Source organism: Brevundimonas sp. (assembly GCF_965227765.1).
Taxonomy (GTDB): Bacteria; Pseudomonadota; Alphaproteobacteria; order Caulobacterales; family Caulobacteraceae; genus Brevundimonas.
In genome coordinates this window covers 2624494-2645398 of sequence record NZ_OZ245778.1, presented here as the reverse complement: position 1 = coordinate 2645398, position 20905 = coordinate 2624494, and the positions used below count along the sequence as shown (strand labels likewise).

At 68.6% G+C, this 20905-nt stretch carries 20 protein-coding genes; 3 read left to right on the top strand and 17 right to left on the bottom strand.

What is annotated here, in order from left to right:
- Positions 1–570, top strand: coding sequence for a DUF2939 domain-containing protein (locus ACO05L_RS12700; protein WP_421729529.1), 570 nt, complete (start codon positions 1–3; stop codon positions 568–570).
- A 39-nt stretch (positions 571–609) separates the two neighbouring features.
- Here the strand turns inward: ACO05L_RS12700 and ACO05L_RS12695 are convergent, their stop codons facing one another.
- The 11 genes from ACO05L_RS12695 to chpT form a co-directional block, all read right to left on the bottom strand.
- Entirely contained in the window at positions 610–2397 is a 1788-nt protein-coding gene (locus tag ACO05L_RS12695; RefSeq protein WP_421729528.1) for a DUF885 domain-containing protein, read from the bottom strand.
- Between the two features lie 78 nt (positions 2398–2475).
- Complete coding sequence (locus ACO05L_RS12690; protein WP_421729527.1) at positions 2476–4146, bottom strand: ShlB/FhaC/HecB family hemolysin secretion/activation protein; 1671 nt, start codon at positions 4144–4146, stop codon at positions 2476–2478.
- 110 nt (positions 4147–4256) lie between these two features.
- Entirely contained in the window at positions 4257–4976 is a 720-nt protein-coding gene (locus ACO05L_RS12685; RefSeq protein ID WP_421729526.1) for a hypothetical protein, read from the bottom strand.
- The gene (locus ACO05L_RS12680; RefSeq protein WP_421729525.1) at positions 4973–5308 is read right to left on the bottom strand and encodes a hypothetical protein; all 336 of its coding nucleotides are present in this window, start codon (positions 5306–5308) and stop codon (positions 4973–4975) included. Before ACO05L_RS12680 ends, ACO05L_RS12685 begins: the two co-directional genes overlap by 4 nt.
- A 422-nt stretch (positions 5309–5730) precedes the next feature.
- On the bottom strand, positions 5731–8397 hold the full coding sequence (gene alaS / locus ACO05L_RS12675; protein WP_421729524.1) for an alanine--tRNA ligase: 2667 nt from the start codon (positions 8395–8397) through the stop codon (positions 5731–5733).
- A gap of 173 nt (positions 8398–8570) precedes the next feature.
- The gene (locus tag ACO05L_RS12670) at positions 8571–8762 is read right to left on the bottom strand and encodes a hypothetical protein (RefSeq protein ID WP_421729523.1); all 192 of its coding nucleotides are present in this window, start codon (positions 8760–8762) and stop codon (positions 8571–8573) included.
- A gap of 259 nt (positions 8763–9021) precedes the next feature.
- A complete protein-coding gene (gene recA, locus ACO05L_RS12665; RefSeq protein ID WP_421729522.1) occupies positions 9022–10104 on the bottom strand; it encodes a recombinase RecA in 1083 nt (360 codons plus the stop codon).
- Positions 10105–10282: 178 nt separating this feature from the next.
- On the bottom strand, positions 10283–12175 hold the full coding sequence (locus tag ACO05L_RS12660) for a M20/M25/M40 family metallo-hydrolase (RefSeq protein ID WP_421729521.1): 1893 nt from the start codon (positions 12173–12175) through the stop codon (positions 10283–10285).
- Between the two features lie 114 nt (positions 12176–12289).
- Complete coding sequence (locus tag ACO05L_RS12655) at positions 12290–13105, bottom strand: CheR family methyltransferase (protein WP_421729520.1); 816 nt, start codon at positions 13103–13105, stop codon at positions 12290–12292.
- 16 nt (positions 13106–13121) lie between these two features.
- Positions 13122–13493 (bottom strand): response regulator, encoded by a 372-nt coding sequence (locus ACO05L_RS12650; protein WP_421729519.1) that lies wholly within the window; start codon positions 13491–13493, stop codon positions 13122–13124.
- Positions 13494–13576: 83 nt separating this feature from the next.
- Complete coding sequence (gene chpT, locus ACO05L_RS12645) at positions 13577–14248, bottom strand: histidine phosphotransferase ChpT (protein ID WP_421729518.1); 672 nt, start codon at positions 14246–14248, stop codon at positions 13577–13579.
- Positions 14249–14338: 90 nt separating this feature from the next.
- On the opposite strand from chpT, the gene cysQ reads away from it, so the two are divergent.
- On the top strand, positions 14339–15118 hold the full coding sequence (cysQ, locus tag ACO05L_RS12640; protein WP_421729517.1) for a 3'(2'),5'-bisphosphate nucleotidase CysQ: 780 nt from the start codon (positions 14339–14341) through the stop codon (positions 15116–15118).
- Between the two features lie 8 nt (positions 15119–15126).
- Here cysQ and ACO05L_RS12635 read toward each other — a convergent pair whose 3' ends face one another.
- From ACO05L_RS12635 to ACO05L_RS12615, 5 genes are all read right to left on the bottom strand, one after another.
- Complete coding sequence (locus ACO05L_RS12635; RefSeq protein ID WP_421729516.1) at positions 15127–16383, bottom strand: hypothetical protein; 1257 nt, start codon at positions 16381–16383, stop codon at positions 15127–15129.
- A gap of 114 nt (positions 16384–16497) precedes the next feature.
- Entirely contained in the window at positions 16498–16866 is a 369-nt protein-coding gene (locus tag ACO05L_RS12630) for a hypothetical protein (protein WP_421729515.1), read from the bottom strand.
- Between the two features lie 94 nt (positions 16867–16960).
- A complete protein-coding gene (locus ACO05L_RS12625) occupies positions 16961–17749 on the bottom strand; it encodes a hypothetical protein (protein WP_421729514.1) in 789 nt (262 codons plus the stop codon).
- A gap of 60 nt (positions 17750–17809) precedes the next feature.
- On the bottom strand, positions 17810–18319 hold the full coding sequence (locus tag ACO05L_RS12620; protein WP_421729513.1) for a hypothetical protein: 510 nt from the start codon (positions 18317–18319) through the stop codon (positions 17810–17812).
- Positions 18320–18371: 52 nt separating this feature from the next.
- Positions 18372–20018 (bottom strand): peptide chain release factor 3, encoded by a 1647-nt coding sequence (locus tag ACO05L_RS12615; protein WP_421729512.1) that lies wholly within the window; start codon positions 20016–20018, stop codon positions 18372–18374.
- Between the two features lie 226 nt (positions 20019–20244).
- Between ACO05L_RS12615 and ACO05L_RS12610 the strand changes: the two genes are divergently transcribed.
- Positions 20245–20388, top strand: coding sequence for a hypothetical protein (locus ACO05L_RS12610; RefSeq protein ID WP_421729511.1), 144 nt, complete (start codon positions 20245–20247; stop codon positions 20386–20388).
- Between the two features lie 22 nt (positions 20389–20410).
- Here ACO05L_RS12610 and ACO05L_RS12605 read toward each other — a convergent pair whose 3' ends face one another.
- Entirely contained in the window at positions 20411–20791 is a 381-nt protein-coding gene (locus ACO05L_RS12605) for a hypothetical protein (protein WP_421729510.1), read from the bottom strand.
- Positions 20792–20905: the final 114 nt, after the last annotated feature.

The following is a 20905-nucleotide window of genomic DNA, read 5'->3' as shown; positions in this document are numbered from 1 at the left end:
ATGAGCGGTAAACTGATCAAGGCGCTGGTCGCCATCGTCGTCGTGGCGTTTGCGGCGGCCTATCTGGGCTCGCCGGTGCTGGCGTCCCAAGCCCTGGTCAAGGCGGCCAAGGCGGGTGACGAGGCGGCGCTGGACCGGCTCGTCGATTTCCCCGCCTTTCGCACCAGCCTGAAAGAGGAGCTGAACGCGCGGCTGGTCGCCGAGATGCGCGCCGACCTGGGCGACAGCGGGCGCGGCAATGTCCTGAGCGGCCTGGGCATGATCCTGGCCCCGTCCCTGATCAGCGGCGCCGTCGACGCCTTCGTCAACGCCCCCGCCATCGCCTCCATGGTCCGAACCGCCGAGGCCCCCGCGACGACCCCGACCGGAAGGGTGACCCCGCCCCCAGCCGAGAAGGCTGCGGACGAAGACAAGGTGCGTCGCTCCTATGGCTATCGCGATCTGAACACCTTCGTGGTCACCCTGCGCCGCGACGACAAGCCGAACGAACAGGTGGACCTGCTGATGCAGCGGCGCGGCCTGTTCGCCTGGAAGCTGGCCGGCATCGACCTGACGCCGCCCACGGAATAATCCTTTCCCGCCCAACTCGGACAGGGAAGGGTCGGGGCGTTATTGACCCGCGATCCAGGCGTCCATCCTCTGGTCGAGCAGGTCTAGCGGCAGGGGCCCGTCCACCAGCAGGGCGTCGTGGAAGTCGCGCACGTTGAACCGGTCGCCCAACGCGTCTTGGGCCCGCGTGCGGATGGCGCGCAGGCGGATCTCGCCGATCTTGTAGGCCAGGGCCTGACCCGGCCAGCCGATGTAGCGTTGCAGTTCGGTCTCGATGTTGTGGGGCGACAGGGCCGAGTTCTCGGCGAAACACTGGCGCGCCTGTTCGATGGTCCAGCCCATGGCGTGCATGCCGGTGTCGGCGACCAGCCGACAGGCCCGCCACATCTCGTAGGACAGTCGCCCGAACCGTTCTTCCGGCGTGCGATAGAAGCCCATCTCCTCGCCCAGGAATTCGGCATACAGGCCCCAGCCCTCGGTGAAGGCGGTGACGTCCACCCCGCGCCGGAAATAGGGGCCCTCGGCGGCCTCCTGTTGCAGGGCGATCTGCAGGTGGTGACCGGGCACGGCCTCGTGCAGGGTCAGGGCTGGCAGTTCGTACAGCGGTCTCTGGTCCAGCCTGCCGGTGTTGACGATGTATCCGCCGGGCACGCCCTCGGCCAGTGAGCCGCCGAAATAGCGCCCGGTCGTATAGGTGTCCTCGATGTCCAGCGGCACGGGCCGGACGTCATAGGTTAGTCGCGGCAGGGTGCGGAACAGGGCGGGCAGGCCGCCGTCGGCCCGCTTGGCCATTTCCGAGGCCTTTTCGATCATGTCCTCGCGCGACTGGGCGTAGAAGGAAGGATCGCTCCGCAGATGCGCCAGGAAGCCGGCGAAATCGCCGGTCCAGCCCGCAGCCTTCATCTCTGTGTCCATGCGCGCCCGGATGCGCGCGACCTCCTGCAGACCCAGGGCGTGGATCTGGGCCGGCGTCATGTCGGTGGTCGTGTAGCTGCGAGCCTGGAAGGCGTAGTATTCCGTCCCGCCGGGGCGTGAGCCGATGCCGACGACGGGCGAGGCGGCGGGCCTGTATTCGTCGCGCACAAAGGCCAGCCAGGCGGCGCGGCGCGGCGCGATCTCTGCTGCGACGGCGGCGGCGGCGCGGGCGCGCAGCGCGGTCTGATCGGCGGCCGAAATCGTTGCAGGCAGTTCGGCGAAGGGCGTCAGCAGCGGCTCGGTCTCACGCGTATAGGCGGCCTCGTTGCCCAGGGTGACCAGCATGCTGTCGACCACGGAGGTCGGTTGGGTAAACCCGGTTTCGATCCCGCGCCGGGCATTGGCCATCGACACGTCATACAAGGCGCCCAACCCCTCCAGCCGGGCGATCCAGGCTTCGGCGTCGGCGCGGGTGGCGATCCGGGTCGATGTCGCCAGATAGGCCGCAAGCTGGCCGACGCCACCCTCGGAATCGAAAGCCAGGCGCCCGTCGTCGAACTGGATCTCCTCGATCGACCGGGCCAACACCCAGATCAGGAAGTCGCGGTTCAGCCGGTCCGCGGAAGACAGGCCGGCAGGCGTGATCGCCTCGGCCCGCGCCTTCAGCGCCTCCAGCGGAGCCTTGCGGGCCAGTTCGGCCTCGCGGCTGAGGTCGGGCAGTTTCGACTTGGCGGCCTGATCGCCCTCGAAGCCAGCGGTGATCGGGTCATTGGCCTTGAGGAAGCTCTCGTAGTCGCTCAGCAGGGCGGCCAGGGCAGGATCAGGCGCGACGGCCGGTATCGCCGTCGTCGCGGGCGCGGGGTCCTGGGCCAGGGCGGCGCTTGCAGACGCGGCGGCGAGGACGACGGCGGCAATGAGGGCGAGGCGGGTCATGCGTAGGGCTCCTGAACAGCGCCGGGCATGGGGCGCGACGCGCCGGTCTGCGTCAATGCTCGCCGCCGAGATTTCCGCTCAGTATCGGGCGCTGACGCCGACGTTCAGCCGCCACTTGTCGGCGGTGGGGCGAGGGTCGTCGACGGCCCGTGCGGCCTCCAGTTCCAGTCGTGTCCTAGGCCCCAGGGCGATGCGGGTTCCGGCGCCGACCGAGGCCAGACGCAGGGTGCGGCCGGGCAGGCCGGGCCGATCGTTGAGGGTCGCCTCGCCGCCGTCGCCGAAGGCATAAACCTCGCTGCCCGCCAAACGGCCGCGAATCCTTTGCGGTCGCCATGCCGCCTCGGCCCGAACGCCCCAGCCGGCATCGCCCGAGATCAGGGCGGTGGGAAAGCCGCGCCCGATATCGCCGCCGCCCAGGGCGAATTGCTCGGACGAAGGGGCCGCGTCGCGGCTGTATTGTGCGGTCGCGGCGGCGCTGATCCGAAACGCGGTTCCCAGGGCGCGGGTGGCGTCCAGCCGGGCGTTGATCTTGCGAAAATCCAGGTCGGTCAGGCCGGAGGGTGCGCGGGCGCCCAAGGTGTCCAGTCCTTGGCTGAGCGTCACGCCGCCGGAAAGGGTCGAGCGTTCGCGCACACGACTGGCCGTTGCCGAGGCACGGAGAACCCGCGTGCGTTCGGTGGCGATCCGCTCGCCGAACACCGCCGCATCGCTGTTCACCCCGTCCAGCCCAACCCCCAGAACGACGTTGGTGCGGTAGCTTCGGATCAAGGGCCAGGACAGGTTCCCTCCACCCGTTACCGCGTCGCCCTCGATCCCACCCGTAGGACGGGTCCGCAGGTAACCAAGGCTGCCGGTTACGGCGGCCCCGTCGAAGCCGAGCGGCTGGCGGTGAGATACGGCGACATACTGAAAGCGCTCGACATCGGCGGGCAGGATGGCGGTCACCCGCGTCTGGTCGCCCATGCGAAAGGCTCCGTTGAGGGCGGCTGACGCGATCAGCTGGGTCCGGCCCAGAATGCGAGAGCCCCGCGTGTCGAGACCGAAATCATAGGCCCAGCGCTGGCGCGCGACCGTCATGTCCAGATCGACGCCGCCGGCCTGATCGCCAGGTGTGGCGCGAGTAGCGACCACGACGCCCGGAATGTCTCCGATCAGCGAGAGATAGCGTTCGGCGCGAAGACGGCTCAACGGGGTTTCGGCGATCAAAGCAGCGGCATAGGCCTGTAGCAGCAAGCTGTCGTCGCGGCGGGCCTGGCCCTTGAAGGCGACATGTTGGACCCGACCCTCGACGGCGGCGATCCGCACGACGCCGCGCTGGGCCTCGGAGACGTCGATGGCCACGATCGGCAAGGCCCATGGCGATCCGGCGTAGGCGGCGGCGACGGCTGCTCTCAGCCGCGCCACGCCTTCCACGTCCAGGGTCTGACCGATGAAAGGCTGAACCGCTGCCTGAAGGCGCTGCTGGTCCAGACGCGACCCCTCGATTGCAGCCGCGCGCAGCACAAAGGGGGGGAAGGGGGCGGTGGTGGCGTCAGGCGCGTCCAGTCGGGCTGCGGCCGCGTCGGGCGTGGTTGGCGGACGGCGATCTGGCCGGTTGCGGTCGATCAGGATGGCGTCCTGTCCGGCCTCCGTACGGGCGGCTACGGCCCGAACAGGTTCGGCCAAGGCAGCCACCGAAAGGACCGTCCCGGGCAGGATGACAGGCGCAGCCGCAAGGGTTGCGGTCGCCAGGAGCATAGGGGTGTTCATGGACATCTCCGGACGGAGGAGGCGACCGGCGCTGGCGCGGCCGCCTCCGTCTCGTCTTCAGTCTCGCCTCTGGGGTCCGTGCGGCCCGTCAGCGGACGCTTTCAACAGGGTCAGGGATTCTTCCCGCCCAGCAGGCCGCCGACCAGCCCGCCGACCGTGCCGGTAAGTGCGCCGGTCGTTCCGCCTGCTCCGGCAGCAACGCCGCCGCTGGCTCCTGAGCCAGAGACCGCCCCGCCGGCGCCGACACCGATGCCGCCTGTCAGGCCGCCGACCGTGCCGCCAACCGGCGTCGCGCCCAGGACCGAACCCACGACGTTGCCGACCGTTCCGGTAACGGCCCCAACCGTGCCCGTCACAGTACCCGTGACTCCGCCGAGACCGCCTGCCGCGCCGCCCGTCTGGCCGAGGGCGGAGCCCGCCGTGCCGGTGGCCGTATTGACGACGCCGGCGACCGTATTGGTCACGCCAGTAACGGGGGAGGGCGAGGTGACGTTGACCGCGACGGGCTGGCCATTGGACAACAGCCCAACCGTCGCCGCCTGCCCGGCTGCACCTGTGGGTGACAGGACCGCAGCGCCCAGTAGCGGGGCGCCGCCGCCGTCCAGCACCTGGGCGCCGCCCAGGTTCAGGCCGATCAGGCCTGTCACCGGTCCCGTGGGTGTCGCGACCGGGGTGTTTGGCGTCCCCGTGCCGAGGGTGACGAGTTGCCCTCCACTTGCCGCGCCCACGGTGGCGATGCTGCCTTGGGCGAGGGTTGGGTTCAGGATGCTGACGCCGACTGGGCCGGTGGTCCCGCCAGCGCCGATGAGTGTGGCATCCCCTACTGTCACCGTCCCGACAGGATCGAGAAGTCCGCTGATGCCTGTCGTCTGGCCGAGTTGATCCAGGATCGCGGTTGCGCCGCCGCCAGAGCCGCCGCCGCCAGAGCCACCGCCTGTTCCGCCGCCGCCCGTTCCGCCGCCGCCCGTTCCGCCGCCGCCCGTTCCGCCACCACCAGAGCCGCCGCCGCCTGTTCCGCCGCCGCCCGTGCCGCCACCACCAGAGCCGCCGCCGCCTGTTCCGCCGCCGCCTGTTCCGCCGCCACCAGAGCCGCCGCCGCCGGTTCCGCCACCGCCCGTTCCGCCACCGCCAGAGCCGCCGCCGCCAGAGTTGCCGGGGTCATCGAAGCCGAGGCCGCTGCCGAAACTGTAGGTGCGGGCGCCGTGGCAGGCGCTCGTCGCCAGGAGAACGGCGCCCAGACCGAGGGCCAGGGCCGTACGTGAAGTCATTGAGTTCGAGTGGGACATGTAGAATCTCCTTCCTGCAACCGGGAATGGAGAGCGCGTCACGCCGTTCCTCGTTATCTGTGATAACTCACGGGTATGTGATGAAATAAAGCGATAAAAAACAGATAGTTAATGGTTATCTATCCGTTAATGAGCTTCGCCGTCACAAGTCAAGCTTGTGGGGTTTCCTCAGCGGCGCGCGCCAGAACCCGACGCGCCGGGCCAAATACAGGCCTGCGACTGACGCCCTCGCATCGATCGGCGAATGACGATTTGAAGTCCTCTCGCAAGCAGGCGTCTGCACTTGGCCGCGACGAGATCAGCCCGCCAGCGCGGCCCGGATGGCCGCGAGGCCGGCCTCGGCCTTGGACCCGTCGGGCGCGCCGCCCTGGGCGAAGTCGGCCTTGCCGCCCGCGCCCTGTCCGCCCATGGCGATGACCGCCGCGCGGGCCAGATCGGCGGAGTTCACCTTGCCGACGACGTCAGCCGTCGCCGCGACCGTGACCGCCGCCTTGCCGTCCGTCACGCCGATCAGGGCGACGACGCCCGAGCCGACCTGCTTGCGGAAGTCCTCGGCCACGCCGCGCAGACCCTTGCCGTCCACGCCGTCCAGCACGCGCGCGATCAGCTTGACGCCATTGATCTCCTCGGGCGCGGCATTGGCCGACGAACCGCCGCCCAGCGCGAGCTGCTTCTTCAAGTCGGCGACCTGTTTTTCCAGCGCGCGGCGTTCGGTGCTCAGGGCCTCGACCCGGGCGGGCACGTCCAGGGGCTGGACCTTGAAGGACTGGGCCAGGGTCCTGGCCACCCCGGCCTGGGCCAGAAGATACTGGCGCGCGGCCTCGCCGGTCAGGGCCTCGATGCGGCGGATGCCGGCGGCCACGCCCGTCTCGGACACGATCTTGAACAGGGCGATGTCGCCGGTGCGGGCGACGTGGGTGCCGCCGCACAGCTCGACCGAATAGGCCTTGGACGCATCCGTCAGCGAGCGGCCCAGCGTCAGGACGCGGACCTCCTCGCCGTATTTCTCGCCGAACAGGGCGACGGCGCCGGCCTCGATGGCGGCCTGAGGCGTCATCAGCTTGGTCTCGGCCGGGATGTTCTGGCGAATGACGGCGTTGACCTCGTCCTCCATCGCGGCCAGTTCGGCCTCGGTGACCGGGGCGTTGTGGCTGAAGTCGAAGCGCATGCGGTCGGCGTCGACCAGCTGGCCCTTCTGCGCCACGTGCGGGCCCAGCACATTGGCCAGGGCCGCGTGCAGCAGGTGGGCGGCCGAGTGGTTGGCGCGGGTGGTCAGGCGGCTGTCGGCGCCGGCGCGCAGTTGCACGCGCGCACCGATGGCCAGCGTCCCGGACGTGACCTGGATCTTGTGGGCGTAGAGGTCGCCGCCGGCGTGTTTCTGGACATCCAGCACCGTGCCCGAGGCCTGGGCGCCGGAGGCGTCGGTCCATTCGATCTCGCCCTTGTCGCCGGCCTGACCGCCGCCTTCGCCATAGAAGGAGGTCTGGTCGAACAGGACCTCGGCGGTTTCGCCCGCGCCCAGTTCATCGACCGATGTTGCGCCCGCGACGATGGCCAGGACCTCGCCTGAGCCCTCGACCGAATCATAGCCGGTGAAGACGGTCGGCCCCAGGCGGTCGCGCAGGGCCAGCCATTCGCCGGCGTCGGCGGTCTGGCCCGAACCCTTCCAGTTAGCCTTGCCGCGCTCGCGCTGCTCGGCCATGGCGGCGTCGAAGGCGTCGTTGTCCACGCTCAGGCCGCGACGACGCGCCTCGTCCTGCGTCAGGTCCAGCGGGAAGCCATAGGTGTCGTACAGGGTAAAGGCCGTCTGGCCCGAGATGACGCCGCCTTCGGACAGACCGCTGGTGGCCTCGTCCAGCAGGCCCATGCCGCGGCCCAGGGTGGTGCGGAAGCGGATCTCTTCCTGCTTCATGGTGTCCTCGATCGAGGCCTGGGCGCGGGCCAGCTCGGGGAAGGCCTCGCCCATCTGATCGACCAGGGTCGGCACCAGACGGTGCATCAGGGGATCGGCGGCGCCCAGCAGGTGGGCGTGGCGCATGGCGCGGCGCATGATCCGGCGCAGCACATAGCCCCGGCCCTCGTTCGAGGGGGTCACGCCGTCGGCGATCAGGAAGGACGACGAGCGCAGGTGGTCGGCGATGACGCGGTGGCTGGCGGCTTGCGCGCCCTCGGCCTTGGTCGAGGTGGCGTCTTCCGAGGCGGCGATCAGGGTCTGGAACAGGTCGGTGTCGAAGACCGAGTTCTTGCCCTGAAGCACGCTGGTCATGCGCTCCAGGCCCATGCCGGTGTCGACCGAGGGCTTGGGAAGGCTGCGAACGATCTCGTCGTTCTCCTTCTCGAACTGCATGAAGACGTTGTTCCAGATCTCCACATAGCGGTCGCCGTCCTCGTCGGGCGATCCGGGAGGGCCGCCGGCGATATGGTCGCCGTAGTCCCAGAAGATCTCGGTGCAGGGACCGCAGGGACCGTTGTCGCCCATGGCCCAGAAGTTGTCGGAGCCGGCGATGCGGATGATCTTGTCGTCGGAGAAGCCGGTGATCTTCTTCCAGATCGCGGCGGCCTCATCGTCGTCGATATAGACGGTCACCAGCAGGCGCTTGGGGTCCAGGCCGTAGTCCTTGGTGACCAGGTTCCACGCGCGCTCGATCGCGTGTTCCTTGAAATAGTCGCCGAAGCTGAAGTTGCCCAGCATCTCGAAGAAGGTCAGGTGGCGGGCGGTATAGCCGACGTTGTCCAGATCGTTGTGCTTGCCCCCGGCGCGCACGCATTTCTGCGACGAGGTGGCGCGCGGGTAGGGCGGGGTCGCCGCGCCGGTGAAGTAGTCCTTGAACGGCACCATGCCCGCGTTGACGAACATCAGCGTCGGGTCGTTCTGCGGCACCAGGGGGGCCGAGTGGACCTTGGTGTGACCGTCGGCCGCGAAATAATCGAGGAAGGTCGAGCGGATCTGCTTGAGGCTGGTCATGGTCGGTCTTTGGCTTCGTCGGCGCGCTGGGGGCGGAACGCGCGTCATATAGGGGTTTTGGCGCCTGCGCATCACCCGTCGGTCGATGATGCGCGGTCCGGTGGCGGGGTCTGGGGAGGCGGGAGAGGCTGAGACGTACCGCTGTCGGCGGTGCGGGTGGCGTTGGCAGGCGGTCAGGCCGCGTCCTCATCCGCCTCCAGCAGGGCCTGAAGCGCCTCGACGATGGCGTCGAGTTGTTCGCCCGTCGCGGCAAGGGTTAGCAGAGAGCCTCCGTCGCCGCCGATTTCCAGCACATAGCCGTCGTCAGTCTCGGCCAGGTTGAACTGGGACAGGGCCTGAATGGGGGGCTGGACGGTATCGGCCATGGTCAGTCTCGTTGAAGGCGTAGGGCTAGCGGGGAGTGCAGGCGGCCCATCGTGCACATTTCGGGCGGCGACACGACCTGCAAAAAGCGGGGCGAGGCGACGGAGGCCTAGGCTGAGACCAAAGAAAAGGGCCGCCCGGCTTGCGCTGGGCGGCCCTGCTCCGTTCGACCCTGAACCCCGCGGGGGTCAGTGGCGGGTCGCGGGGGACCGGCCGGACGGAGTGTCTGTGTCCTCCGCCAAAAGGAGGAGGAGGCGGACCCTAGCCCTCCAGGTCCTGGCCTTCGTCCGGCTCGGGCGTGCCCAGCAGTTCGTCGGCGATCTTGTTGGTCGATTTCCTGACCTTGTCCTCGATGGCGTCGGCCATGTCGGGGTTGGCTTTCAGGAAGTTGCGCACGTTCTCGCGACCCTGACCGATCCGGGTCGAGTCATAGCTGAACCATGAGCCCGACTTCTCGATCACACCGGCCTTGACGCCCAGGTCGATGATCTCGCCCAGCTTGGAGATGCCTTCGCCATACATGATGTCGAAGATGACCTCGCGGAACGGCGGGGCGACCTTGTTCTTGACCACCTTGACGCGGGTGGTGTTGCCGACGACCTCGTCGCGGTCCTTGATCGCGCCGGTGCGGCGGATGTCCAGACGGACCGAGGCGTAGAACTTCAGCGCATTGCCGCCCGTCGTCGTTTCCGGCGAGCCGTACATGACGCCGATCTTGTGACGGATCTGGTTGATGAACAGGACGATGCACTGGGACTTGTTAATCGAGGCGGTCAACTTGCGCAGGGCCTGGCTCATCAGACGGGCCTGAAGGCCGGGCAGGCTGTCGCCCATCTCGCCCTCGATCTCGGCGCGGGGCGTCAGGGCGGCGACCGAATCGACCACCACGATGTCCACGGCGCCAGAACGCACCAGGGTGTCGACGATCTCCAGCGCCTGTTCGCCCGTGTCGGGCTGGGACACCAGCAGGTCGTCCAGGTTGACGCCCAGTTTCTGGGCATAGCCGGGGTCGAGCGCGTGTTCGGCGTCGACGAAGGCGGCGACGCCGCCGGCCTTCTGGATTTCCGCCACCGTGTGCAGGGCCAGGGTCGTCTTGCCCGAGCTTTCGGGGCCATAGACCTCGATCACCCGGCCACGCGGCAGGCCGCCGATGCCCAGGGCGATGTCCAGACCGAGCGAGCCGGTGGAGACCGAGGGGATGGCTTGCGTCACCCCGCCCTTGCCCAGTTTCATGACAGAGCCCTTGCCGAAGGCGCGATCGATCTGCGCGATCGCCGCCTCCAGAGCCCGTTGCTTGTCGCCGTCGTCTTTACCGACCAATTTCAATGCCGCCTGCGAAGCCATCTTACCCGTCTCCCTTGCCATGATTCCCATCGATGCTTGGGAGAGACCCGCCATGGACCCGCTCCCTGTGAACAGAGGTAGAACACGGATCACGGACGTTCACAATCTGTTCTTAAGAACATTATCGGAACAAAACCGAGGATGCGACCGGAACTGACGTGGCGCGGTCTGGCGCACGTCAGCCTTGGGCGGCGTCGGCGCCGGCGTCGGCCTCGGCTGGCGTAGGCGCCGGCTCGGCGAAACGGGCCGTCGCTGACAGGCCGCAGGCCAGGATCAGGCAGGCGACGGCGGCGGCGGCCAGGGCGCGCGGATGGGTCGGCGTCAGGGGGCGAGCCAGCATCAGCAGCAGCAGGCCGACCACGCCCAGGACGGCGGGCAGGTCCATGCCGATGCCGAGGAAGGCCGGGTGGGCCAGACTGACGAGCCAGGCTCCGCCCAGTACCAGCGCGGCGGCCGGAGCCAGGTGACTGCGCACTCCCGCCAGCCGGGCGCCGATCAGGGCGGCGAGCGCGGCGGCGGTGGCGGCGATGAGCGCGGGCCACAACAGGATAAAGGCGGCGGCGGGCGCCACGGCCTGGACCAGGCCGCCGAGCAGCAGCACCAGGGCGATCAACCCCAGCCAGCCGCCCCAGCGGGTGCGGGGCCAGGCCTGGGTCCACCAGCTCAGGGCGATGGCGACAATGGCGGCGGCGATGACGACCAGGTTGACGCCGCCCAGCAGGGTCGCGACCCCGGCGGCCAGCACCAGGGCGCCGGTCAGGACGCGCTGGCCCATGGCGTCTCGCCCCGCAAGCGCCGTCAGGGCGACGGCCAGCACGGTCAGGGCGGCGCCCGCCTCCATCCACGGCAGGCGGCGCATCAGGGTGTAATAGAGGTCGAACGGCACGGCGGGCGAAAGCACGGGTCCGGCCAGAACGCGGGTGGCCTGGGTCAGGACGACCACGGTCGCCAGGAACCACAGACCCGAGATCATGCCCCGCCCGACATCGGCCAAGGTCACGCCCGTCGCGTGGCGGCCTCCCCAGAAGGCGAAGGCGGCAAGGCCCAGGGCGAGCGCGAACAGGGTCCAGCCGGTCTGGGGCGCATGGCCGATCACTCCCAGGCCCAGGATGTCGGAAAAGACCTGGTCCTGTGTTGCGCGGGGCAGGGCGGGGGTCCGCAGCAGCAGGTCGGTCGCCTCCAGCGCCTGGGAGCCGATATGCTGGACGCTGCCCTGATCCAGGGCGTCGGGTGTCGATGCCGGTGAATGGTATTGTGCCGGGCGTCCCTGGAAGGCCAGGTTCAGCCCGGCGATGCCGCGATCGCGCGCCAGGGTGAAGTCGGTGCCGTTGGGCATCAGTTGATAGACCAGGGCGGTCAGGGAGTTGCTGGTGGTCCCGCCGTCGGCGCGACGGGCGGCGTGGCTGAACAGGGCGATGGTCTGGCGATTGCCGGGGCCGGTCTCGAACATCATGGCGCGACCGCCGCCGCCGCGCGCCTCCAGATTGACGACGGCGCCGATCCGGCTGCGCCAGGGATGCTCGCTGAAGAAGACGCGGGCCCCGTCCAGCCCCACCTCTTCGGCGTCGGTCAGGAGGACGATCAGGGTGCGCTCGGCCGCACCCCGCGCCTTGATGGCCCGCACGGCCTCCAGGATAGCGGCGACGCCGGCGCCGTCGTCGGCGGCTCCAGGCGATTCCGGCGTGGTGTCATAGTGGGCCATGACGACGATGGCCGGGGCGGAAGGGTCCGTGCCCGGCAGGACGCCGACGATATTGGTGGCGGTCGTGGGCGGTGTGTCGCTTTGCGTCGCCAGCCATCGGATGGTCGCCGGCGACAGGCTGCCGGTCTGAAGCGCGGGGTTCAGGCCCAGGCCGATCATCCGGCCGAACAGATAGCCGCGCACCCGCTCATGTTCGACCGAGCCGATGGGGTGAGGGGCGCGGGCGATGACCCTGACATCGGCCATGGCGCGGGCGGCGGCGAAATCCACGGCGGGGGTGTCGAGGCCTCTGGGCGCGGGGACCTGCAGCGAAATCACGCCGATCAGCAGCGCCAGCGCCATTGACCCGAACAGCAGTATGGATCGCATCAGATATCCCCCTCCGACAACGGGTTCAGCCTAGTCCGGTCGGGAGGGCTGCGTCTATGCGTACACCGACGCCCGCTTATCCCCGCCATCGCGGGATAAGCGGATCAATCGCGTTCAGGCGGCGCGGCTAAGGGCGGCGGGGGCCTTGACGAACAGCCCCTTGCGGCCGCTGACGGGGCGGAAGGCGACGGTGTCGCCATCCAGTCGCTCGTCCGGTCCCAGGAACAGGCAGCCGTCATCGACCAGGCGCCGCTCCAGCGCCTCGATGACGCCGCCCCGACGCACGGGGTCCATGTCCTTGAGCACATGGCGGCAGAAGATGACGTCGAACCGCTCGTCGTCGGTCGGCTCGTCCAGCAGGTTGGCGCGGGCGAAGCGAACGACCTGGGCCAGTTCGGGCCGCACGGTCCACTGGTCCTCGAGCGGGGTGAACCAGCGCAGCATGGTCGCAGCCGTCAGGCCACGCTGGATCTCGAAGCCGGTGTAGGCGCCCAGTCGGGCTCGGTCGATGGCGCGTTGCGACAGGTCGGTGGCGACGATGTCGATATTGGCGTGGGCTTCCAGGGCGCCGATGGCGATCGACCAGGCTTCCTGGCCCGTCGAACAGCCGGCCGACCAGACGCGCACGCGGCCTTGGGGGCGGACCTGGCCGATGGCGGGCAGAAGCTCGCGAGCGAAGGTGTCGAAGGGGGCGCGGTCGCGGCGGAACCAGGTTTCGGCGTTCAGCAGGGCTTCGATCACCGCCCACCCCAGGCTGGCGACCGGCTTGGCCCACAGGGCGGCCAGCATGGCGTCGACGCTGTCGAACCCCTCGCGCCGCGCCACGGGCCCCAGGCGATGCTCGGCCAGGTGAATCCGGTCGCGCGTCAGCCGATAGCCCGCGCGCGAGGCCATCAGGGATTGCAGGCGGTCGAAGTCTTCCTGGATCATGCGGAGATAACGGACCTCAGACGGCCCCGACCTCCATCAGCTTGGAGTGCAGGATTTCACCGTCGAACGGCTTCATAACATAGTCGTCGGCCCCGGCCGTCAGGGCCTCTGCGATCCGTTCGGGCGCTGTCTCGATGGTGCAGAACAGGACCTTGGGCGTCTTGCCGCCGGGCTGCTCGCGCAGGCGGCGCAGGAAGGTCAGGCCATCCATCACCGGCATATTCCAGTCCAGCAGAATCACGTCGGGCATGACCGAGGCGCAGTAGGTCAGGGCCTCGGCGCCGTCGGCCGCCTCGTCGATCTCGAATCTCAGATTCTCGAGGATGCGGCGCGCGACCTTCCTGATGATCCGACTGTCATCGACGATGAGGCAGGTACGAAGGTCCAAGACCGGTAGTCTCCAACGCGGACAGCCCGCGCATCGGTGTTATAATTGCTTCGCGTCGGTTAACGAGGCGTTGGCGGTTGAGCTTAAGACGGCATTCGTACTGTCAGGCGGACGCGGCCTTCCTCACTGGAAACGTTCAGACTTCCGCCCGCCTCGGTCACCGTAGTCCACAGCCAATAGGGCTGGATCCACTGGCCGGGCAGGCCCTCGCTGAGGCGCTTACCCGAGAAACCGACCACAGCTTCGGGCTTCAGCCGTGCGCGGGCGCCCTCGGCGACGCCTTCCAGCACCAGGAAATCGTGTTCGCGGCGGCTGGTGATGGTGGCGACGCCGCCGGTGGCGAGTGCGCCTGCGGTCAGATAGGCCAGGTTGACCAGGGCGCGGGCGGCGGGCTTGGAAAAGCCGGGCTCGACGACCTGCCAGTCCAGGGTCGCCCGCCCGCCCTTGGTCATGCCCTGAACCAGCGCCTTCAGTTCGTCTCCGGAGAACCGCTCGCTGGTCGTCGCCGCGCCGAAGGCCACGCGGGCGAAATGGGTCAGGGCGATCATCTTGTCGGCGCTGTCGGCGATCAGGCTCAGCGCATCGTCGCGCATATCCTGGGCCGAAGGATCGTCCAGCAGGTCCAGGCCAGAGCGGATCGCGCCCGCCGGGCTGATGAAATCGTGGCACAGTTTGGCGGCGACATAGGTGGCCAGTTCTGCCCCGTCCACGGGCGAAGAGGCGGCGGCGAGAGGCGTTTGGGCGGCGTCGGTCATGCGGTCTCTTGAAGCGGCGTCGTGGACGCGATGCAAGCTGGGCTGATTTGCCGGTTCGCGAAACCGTTCCGATCCTCTATCGAGCGGCCCATGACCGACAGACTGACGAAAGACCTCGCCTCGGGCGCCCTGGCCGACGTGCTCGCCGACATCGCCGAAGAGGCATCGGCGGTGATCCTGCCCTTCTGGCGCGCGGGCGCCGAGGTGACGACCAAGGCCGACGACAGCCCCGTGACTCTGGCCGACCAGCAGGCCGAGGCCCTGATCCTGCAACGACTGGCCGCTCTGTACCCCAAGGTGCAGACCGTGGCCGAAGAAGCCGTGGCCGCCGATGGCGCGCCCGATGTGGCGGAATCACGTTTCTGGCTGATCGACCCGCTGGACGGCACCAAGGGTTTCATCTCCGGCAAGGAAAGCTTCAGCGTCAACATCGCCCTGATCCAGGACGGCGCGCCGGTCTGCGGCGTGGTTTCGGCGCCCGCGACCTCGATCACCTGGCGGACAGGCGTGGATGGCGCTGAGCGCCGCCGCTTTGGCGGATCGTGGGAGCGAATCAAGGTCCGCGACCGCCCCGACGTCGGCGTCGCCCTGATGAGCCACACCATGACCGACGAAGAGGCGCTGCGCCTGGCCGGTCGCCACGGCTGTGGTCAGTGGCAGGGCATGGATTCGTCGCTGAAGTTCTGTTTCATCGCCGAGGGCCGTTTCGACGCCTATCCCCGCACAGGCCCGACCCACGAATGGGACACCGCAGCGGGTCAGGCGGTGCTGGAAGCCGCGGGCGGCCGGGTGCTGGACGCCGATGGCGCGCCGCTCCGCTATGGCAAGCCGCGGTTCAAGAACGGCCCGTTCACCGCGATGGGCGGCTAGGGCGGCGGCTAAACCCTGACGGTCGTAGCGCTGAGCAGGCCCACTGCGCGGGCGGCGATGGCGGGGACGCCGTATTCGCGAGCGACCTCTGCGGCCTCGCTCAGACCCAGGGCGCCCAGGCTGGCGTCGGAACCTGTCAGGCCTGCCCGCGCGGCGCCGATGCGCGCCATGCCGATCTGATCGACGGCCCAATCCAGTTCAGAGCCCTTCGACATCGGCTCCGCCAGGCGACGGCGCACGCCGCTTTCCAGCATCGACAGCCGGTCCATGTCGCCCTCGTCATAGGCGAAGGCGACTTCGGCCTCGACCAGCAGGTCGCGGGCCACGGCGCCCAGCACCAACCCCTGACCGGCGGACAGGGCCTCGGCCTGGCGCAGGACGGCCAGCGAGGCGCCGCCGGGCGTTGCGGCGCGCACGATCTGGATGACGACCCAGTCCAGCGGACTGTGGTCGGGGGTGAACTGGTCGGCGGCGGCGTCGAACATCACCCGGCCCTGGGCATGGGCCTCGGCGTTGTCGGCCAGGGCGGCCAGAGCGGACAGGCCCGCCGCGCAAAGGGTCAGGGCGCGCGCCCGCGTCAGGGGACGATAGTCGGGCGAGGCGTTGGTCACCAAGGCCTGCAGCTCGCGCCCCGCCTGATCCAGCAGATTGGCGTCGCGACGGATCACGCCCGTCTCCAGCGACAGGGCGGCGCGGTCCATCCGCAGGTCGTCGATCTCTGCCGCAGGTCGACCCGCCATGTCGTGAATGGCGGCGTCCAGCAGAGCGGCGGCCTGCATCAATGCGGACGGGTCGTCGTTCAGCCGTGCCGAACGGGCGCGCAGCCGGGCGTGGATGGCGGAAATCTGTGCGGCGGTCTGGTGACGGCATCCGGCGGCTGAGGCCGGAGCGGCGCGCATGGCCTCATCCAGGCCGCCAGGGCCGCCGTTCAGGTCAAAACGAACCAGCAGGGCCTGAGCCTTGCAGACATCGGCCAAAGCGATCTCGTCGCGGGTGCGGGCGGCTCCGGCGGCGTCGGCGGCGGCGTCCAGCGCGCGGCGAACGCTCTCGGCGCGGCCGGTGCGGCGGGCGTGTTCTCGCCAAAGGGCGGCGGCGCGCAGCCAGGCGGCATGGGGTTGGGCGCAGGAGACGCGGCCGGCGTCAGTGCTCTGCTGGCGGGCTTCGGCGGCCAGAAGATCGACGCCGATCAATTCGAGCCAGCTCAGATCCTCGCTCTCGCGGGCCTGGCTGAACAGCTTTCGCAGATCCTTGCCGAACTCGAACATACGCCCTCAAGACCTTTCGGTGTCGTCCCGCTTCGGGACCGCGGACGCGATCCCGGATCAGACCTAGCAAGGGCGACACCAGTCCAACGCCGGGACGCGCATGAAGTTCGCGCCTCAGCCCAGATCGGGCGTCCGCTGGCGGCAGCGCTGCAACAGGGTGGCGGCCTCTGCGTCGCGGATGGTCAGGCGACGCACGGCCTCGATCCGGGCCAGGGTCTGGTCGCGGTCGGCGGCGACGGGATCACGCCCGGCGGCCTGGGCTGCCTGACTGGCAGCCAGCGACCAATAGAGTGCGGCGTCGAACAGCTTGCTTCCGGCCTCGCTTTCGGCCCCCTCAAGTTCGGAAGCGGCCTGGCTCAGACCGGCGCAGCGCACCACGTCCTCATAGGCCATCAGGTTCGCCACCGGACCCGTCGCGGCGGGAGCGGTCTGAAACAGGGCGGCGATAGCCAGGGCCGTGAACATCACGAATGCGAACTCCACGACGCCATCGCGTCGTCCCCGTCACAGAACCACGGGTGAATGACAGAAGAAAGTGCGTCTTAGGGGAATCCGACGACGCGCTCGGGATGAAGCCTCAGCCCGCCAGCTCGTGGAAGCGGGCTTCTTCAGGCACACGCTCGATCGGGCAGGATTTCCAGCTGTCCTGCTCCGTGCTGGCGTCGATGCTGAGAGTGGCCTTTCGGATCAGGGTGTCGGCAGCCGTCTGGCGGTACTCGATACTGTACAGGCCGCCGTCGCCGCCGGTCTCGGTCTGGCACCGTTGGTCCTCGTGCCAAAGGGCAGGGCCGACCTGGCGGATCTGGCCTGCCTCGCAGCCGCCGAAGTCCAGGGTAAAGGAGACGTCGGACAGCCAGGCCAGATCGCCTTCGCCGGGCCAGACCTGATCGCAGTCCATGTCGCCGCGCACATAATAGCCCTGGACGAGAGCGGGGTAGTCGACGGGTTCGGCCGGGGCATCGGCCGTCTGTTCGGCGCCGCCGTTGAGAAGCCGGGTCACCGCATCGTCAGGGGCGCTTTGGGATGGGGCGCTTTGGGATGGCGCACTTTGGGGCGGCGCGCTTCGCGGGGCGGCGCTCTGAGGCGGCCGCGCCGCCTGAGCGGCCGGAGCGGGCTGCTGCTGGATGACGCGCGCGGGCCGTTCGACCTCGCTTAGGGGCGGGCCTGCCGTGACCCGGTCGGGACGCATGACGCTGTCGCTCGGGCCGGTGTTGAGGGACTGGGTCGTGGACCGCCCCTGGTCCCGGGCCTGGTTTTGGGTGACGGACTGGGCGCTGGCGACGCTGGCGCAGGCCAGCCCGGCGCAAAGGGCCGTTACCGCTGCCAAGGTGCGCGAATGGGGGAGGAGGGGCGTCGTCGTGCTCATGCGATCAGCCAATCATGGGCTTGGGACCGAACAATGGCCGACGCGCGGCGGCTGCCGGCCTCAGGACTGGAAACGGGCGTTGTCCGACACGTCTTCGGCGGGGCAGTATTTCCAGTCATCGACCTCGACCCAGTTAGTCTCGGTCTCGGCGTCGCCGACATCGAGGCTGGCCTCGCGCTTGATCAGGTCGGCGCCAATGACCTCATAGGTGACATTATAGGCCCCTGCGTCGTCTCCAAGCTCGGACAGGCAACGCTGTTCCTCGCGCCATGAGTTCGGGCCGGTCTGCAGAAACTGGCCGGGCTCGCAGCCGCCGAAGTCGATGATGAAGGCTGTCGGCGTCATCCAGGCCAGGTCGCCGTCGCCGGGCCAGACCTGATCGCAATCCCGATCGCCCCGTACATAATAGCCCAGGGTCATCTGGATGGGGTCGGGCTCGGTCTGGCCCGCAGCTAGGGTGACGCCGGCCCGAGACACAGGCTTCTGCTGCGCAAAAGCCGCGCCGGCCAAGAGCATCACGCCGCCCGTCAGAGCCAGGGCCGCGCAAGCGAATTTCGATCTTCCAGTCATGCTGGCCATTCCAGCATGGATGAAAGACAAAACGATGGCGGGCGACCAAGGTTCAGCCGCGTTCCTTGGTCCGAGTGAAGGCCACCTTGGGGAAGCGCTCCATGACATAGCCGGTCTCCCAGCTCGACTTGGCCAGGAAGACCGGGGCCTGGTCTATATCGCGCGCCATCTGGCCACGGTACTTGCCGCTGAAGTCCTCGATGTCGGCGTCGGTGCCGTCGATCCAGCGCGCCTCGGCATAGGGGCTGGGTTCGAAGATGACTTCGAGCCCGTACTCCTCGCCCAAGCGGTCGGCCATGACCTCGAACTGCAGCTGGCCCACGGCGCCGACGATGAAGTCGGCCCCCAACTCTGGCCGGAACAACTGGGTCACGCCCTCTTCGGCCAGACCGTCCAGCGCCTTTTTCAGGTGCTTGGCCTTCAGCGGATCCTTGACCCGGACCCGTTGCAGGATTTCCGGCGCAAAGTTCGGCAGGCCGGCAAAGCGGATCATGCCGCTTTCGGACAGGCTGTCGCCGACCCGCAGCACGCCGTGGTTGGGAATGCCGATCACGTCGCCGGCGAAGGCGTCCTCGGCCAGTTCACGGTCGCTGGCGAAGAACATGATGGGGGCGTTCACCGACAACGACTTGCCGGTGTTCTGCACCTTCAGCTTCATGCCGCGCTTGAAGCTGCCCGAAGCCATACGGAACATGGCGATCCGGTCGCGGTGGTTGGGGTCCATGTTGGCCTGGACCTTGAAGACGAAGCCGGTGACCTCGGCGGCGCCCGGCTCGACCGTCAGTTCGACGGGGGCGGGGGCGTTGCGGGTCTCGGGCGGGGCTTCCTTCCTGGCCTTCATGACTTTCGGAGGCGGGGCCCATTCGCCGATGGCGGCCAGAAGCTCGTCGATGCCGAAATGACGCAGGGCCGAGCCCCACAGCACCGGCGTCATGTGGCCTTCCAGGAAGGACTGGCGGTCGAACGCGGGATAGCCGCCCTCGACCAGTTCGGCGGCGTCCAGCAGGTCCTGGTGCTCGCCGGGTTCGAAATACCGTGCGGCGTCGGCCAGGGGCAGGGCGTCGGGGTGGCCTGCGTCCTCCACGGCGCCGGGGATCTTTCGGGCATAGGGCTGGAACCGGCCCGTGCCCATCTCGACCATGCCGCGCAGGCGGTTGCCGCTCTGGGCCGGCCACCAGATCGGCGAGGGATCGAGCTGAAGCTTGGACGCGATCTCGTCCAGAATCTCCATCGGGTCCAGGGCCTCGCGGTCCAGCTTGTTGATGAAGGTGATGATCGGGATGTCGCGCAGGCGGCAGACCTCGAACAGCTTCAGCGTCTGCGGCTCGATGCCCTTGGCGGCGTCCAGCACCATGATGGCGCAGTCGGCGGCGGTCAGGGTGCGATAGGTGTCTTCCGAAAAGTCTTCGTGCCCGGGCGTATCCAGCAGGTTGAACATCTTGGCCACACCGTCGGATGTGGTGTGCTCGAAGGTCATGACCGAGGCCGAGACGGAGATGCCGCGTTCCTTCTCGATCTTCATCCAGTCGGATTGCGTGCGCCGGTTCTCGCCGCGCGCACGCACGGCGCCCGCCGCTCGGATGGCCCCGCCGGCCAGCAGGATATGCTCGGTCAGCGTGGTCTTGCCGGCGTCCGGGTGGGCGATGATGGCGAAGGTCCGGCGGCGACCGGCCTCCTGTTCGAGGGTCAGTTTTGACATGGGGGATCCTTGGGCGGCGGACCTAGCGCAAGACCGCGCGGAAGTCACTGACCGCCGCTCAGAGCCAAATTATCGACGTTCCATCGACAACTATCGACGACATATCGAGAGCGTGATGAGAAACCCCTCGCCAATCGTGGTTTTTGAAGGCATCGTTCCGTGGCGAGACGTTCCGGCCATGTAGTCGGGCGCCGCGGATTGGGAACGGAAACCGAGGAACAACGCCATGGCGCTCATTCATCCGACCGACAGTGCGGCCGCGGGCCACAAGGAAACGACCAACCATCCCCGCATCTGCCTGGCCGCCGGTTTCGCGGTCATCATCGGCGCGGCCCTGATCGTGCATCTGGTGTTCAGCGCCGTCACCTGAGGAAACCGGGCGGCGCGGTCGATCAGGCCGCCATGCGGTTCCAGACGGCGCGGTCGGCGGAGACGGCGTTTAGCTGGCCTCTGGAATCGCGCGAGCGCAGCCGGCTCATGACGAGCGCGGGCAGGGCGCAGAAGCGCGGTTCGACCAAGTCGGGATCGCAATCCTGAGCAGGCGCCGCGAACAGGGCGGCGTTCACGTCGGGGCTGGTCTGCGACACCAGCCAGGCCAGGCGGCGGGCGCGACCGGGATCGTTCCGGTGCATCAGCGGATCCTCGGCGAACAGCTCGCAGCCAAGTTCCAGCACATAGTCGAAGTCCAGCTTCTCGAAACGGCGCGCATCGGCGGGCGAGACCGGGGTGGCCTCGTCCAGATCGAACACGACATCGTTCAGAAGAAACAGCATGAGGGGCTTACTCGCCAGACATCGACGTTTCTTCGCCGACAACCGGACCCTACAGCCGCCCGCTTGCGGTCCCGTTCACGAACGCGGTTAAGTGTTTCTGACCAAGCTCGGAAA

Excerpts from the sequence above, each read along its gene's own strand:
- ACO05L_RS12700 (WP_421729529.1), top strand. The coding sequence starts at position 1 with ATGAGCGGTAAACTGATCAAGGCGCTGGTCGCCATCGTCGTCGTGGCG.
- ACO05L_RS12695 (WP_421729528.1), bottom strand. The coding sequence starts at position 2,397 with ATGACCCGCCTCGCCCTCATTGCCGCCGTCGTCCTCGCCGCCGCGTCT.
- ACO05L_RS12690 (WP_421729527.1), bottom strand. The coding sequence starts at position 4,146 with ATGAACACCCCTATGCTCCTGGCGACCGCAACCCTTGCGGCTGCGCCT.
- ACO05L_RS12680 (WP_421729525.1), bottom strand. The coding sequence starts at position 5,308 with ATGACCCCGGCAACTCTGGCGGCGGCGGCTCTGGCGGTGGCGGAACGG.
- alaS (WP_421729524.1), bottom strand. The coding sequence starts at position 8,397 with ATGACCAGCCTCAAGCAGATCCGCTCGACCTTCCTCGATTATTTCGCG.
- ACO05L_RS12670 (WP_421729523.1), bottom strand. The coding sequence starts at position 8,762 with ATGGCCGATACCGTCCAGCCCCCCATTCAGGCCCTGTCCCAGTTCAAC.
- recA (WP_421729522.1), bottom strand. The coding sequence starts at position 10,104 with ATGGCTTCGCAGGCGGCATTGAAATTGGTCGGTAAAGACGACGGCGAC.
- ACO05L_RS12660 (WP_421729521.1), bottom strand. The coding sequence starts at position 12,175 with ATGCGATCCATACTGCTGTTCGGGTCAATGGCGCTGGCGCTGCTGATC.
- ACO05L_RS12655 (WP_421729520.1), bottom strand. The coding sequence starts at position 13,105 with ATGATCCAGGAAGACTTCGACCGCCTGCAATCCCTGATGGCCTCGCGC.
- chpT (WP_421729518.1), bottom strand. The coding sequence starts at position 14,248 with ATGACCGACGCCGCCCAAACGCCTCTCGCCGCCGCCTCTTCGCCCGTG.
- cysQ (WP_421729517.1), top strand. The coding sequence starts at position 14,339 with ATGACCGACAGACTGACGAAAGACCTCGCCTCGGGCGCCCTGGCCGAC.
- ACO05L_RS12635 (WP_421729516.1), bottom strand. The coding sequence starts at position 16,383 with ATGTTCGAGTTCGGCAAGGATCTGCGAAAGCTGTTCAGCCAGGCCCGC.
- ACO05L_RS12625 (WP_421729514.1), bottom strand. The coding sequence starts at position 17,749 with ATGAGCACGACGACGCCCCTCCTCCCCCATTCGCGCACCTTGGCAGCG.
- ACO05L_RS12620 (WP_421729513.1), bottom strand. The coding sequence starts at position 18,319 with ATGACTGGAAGATCGAAATTCGCTTGCGCGGCCCTGGCTCTGACGGGC.
- ACO05L_RS12615 (WP_421729512.1), bottom strand. The coding sequence starts at position 20,018 with ATGTCAAAACTGACCCTCGAACAGGAGGCCGGTCGCCGCCGGACCTTC.
- ACO05L_RS12610 (WP_421729511.1), top strand. The coding sequence starts at position 20,245 with ATGGCGCTCATTCATCCGACCGACAGTGCGGCCGCGGGCCACAAGGAA.
- ACO05L_RS12605 (WP_421729510.1), bottom strand. The coding sequence starts at position 20,791 with ATGCTGTTTCTTCTGAACGATGTCGTGTTCGATCTGGACGAGGCCACC.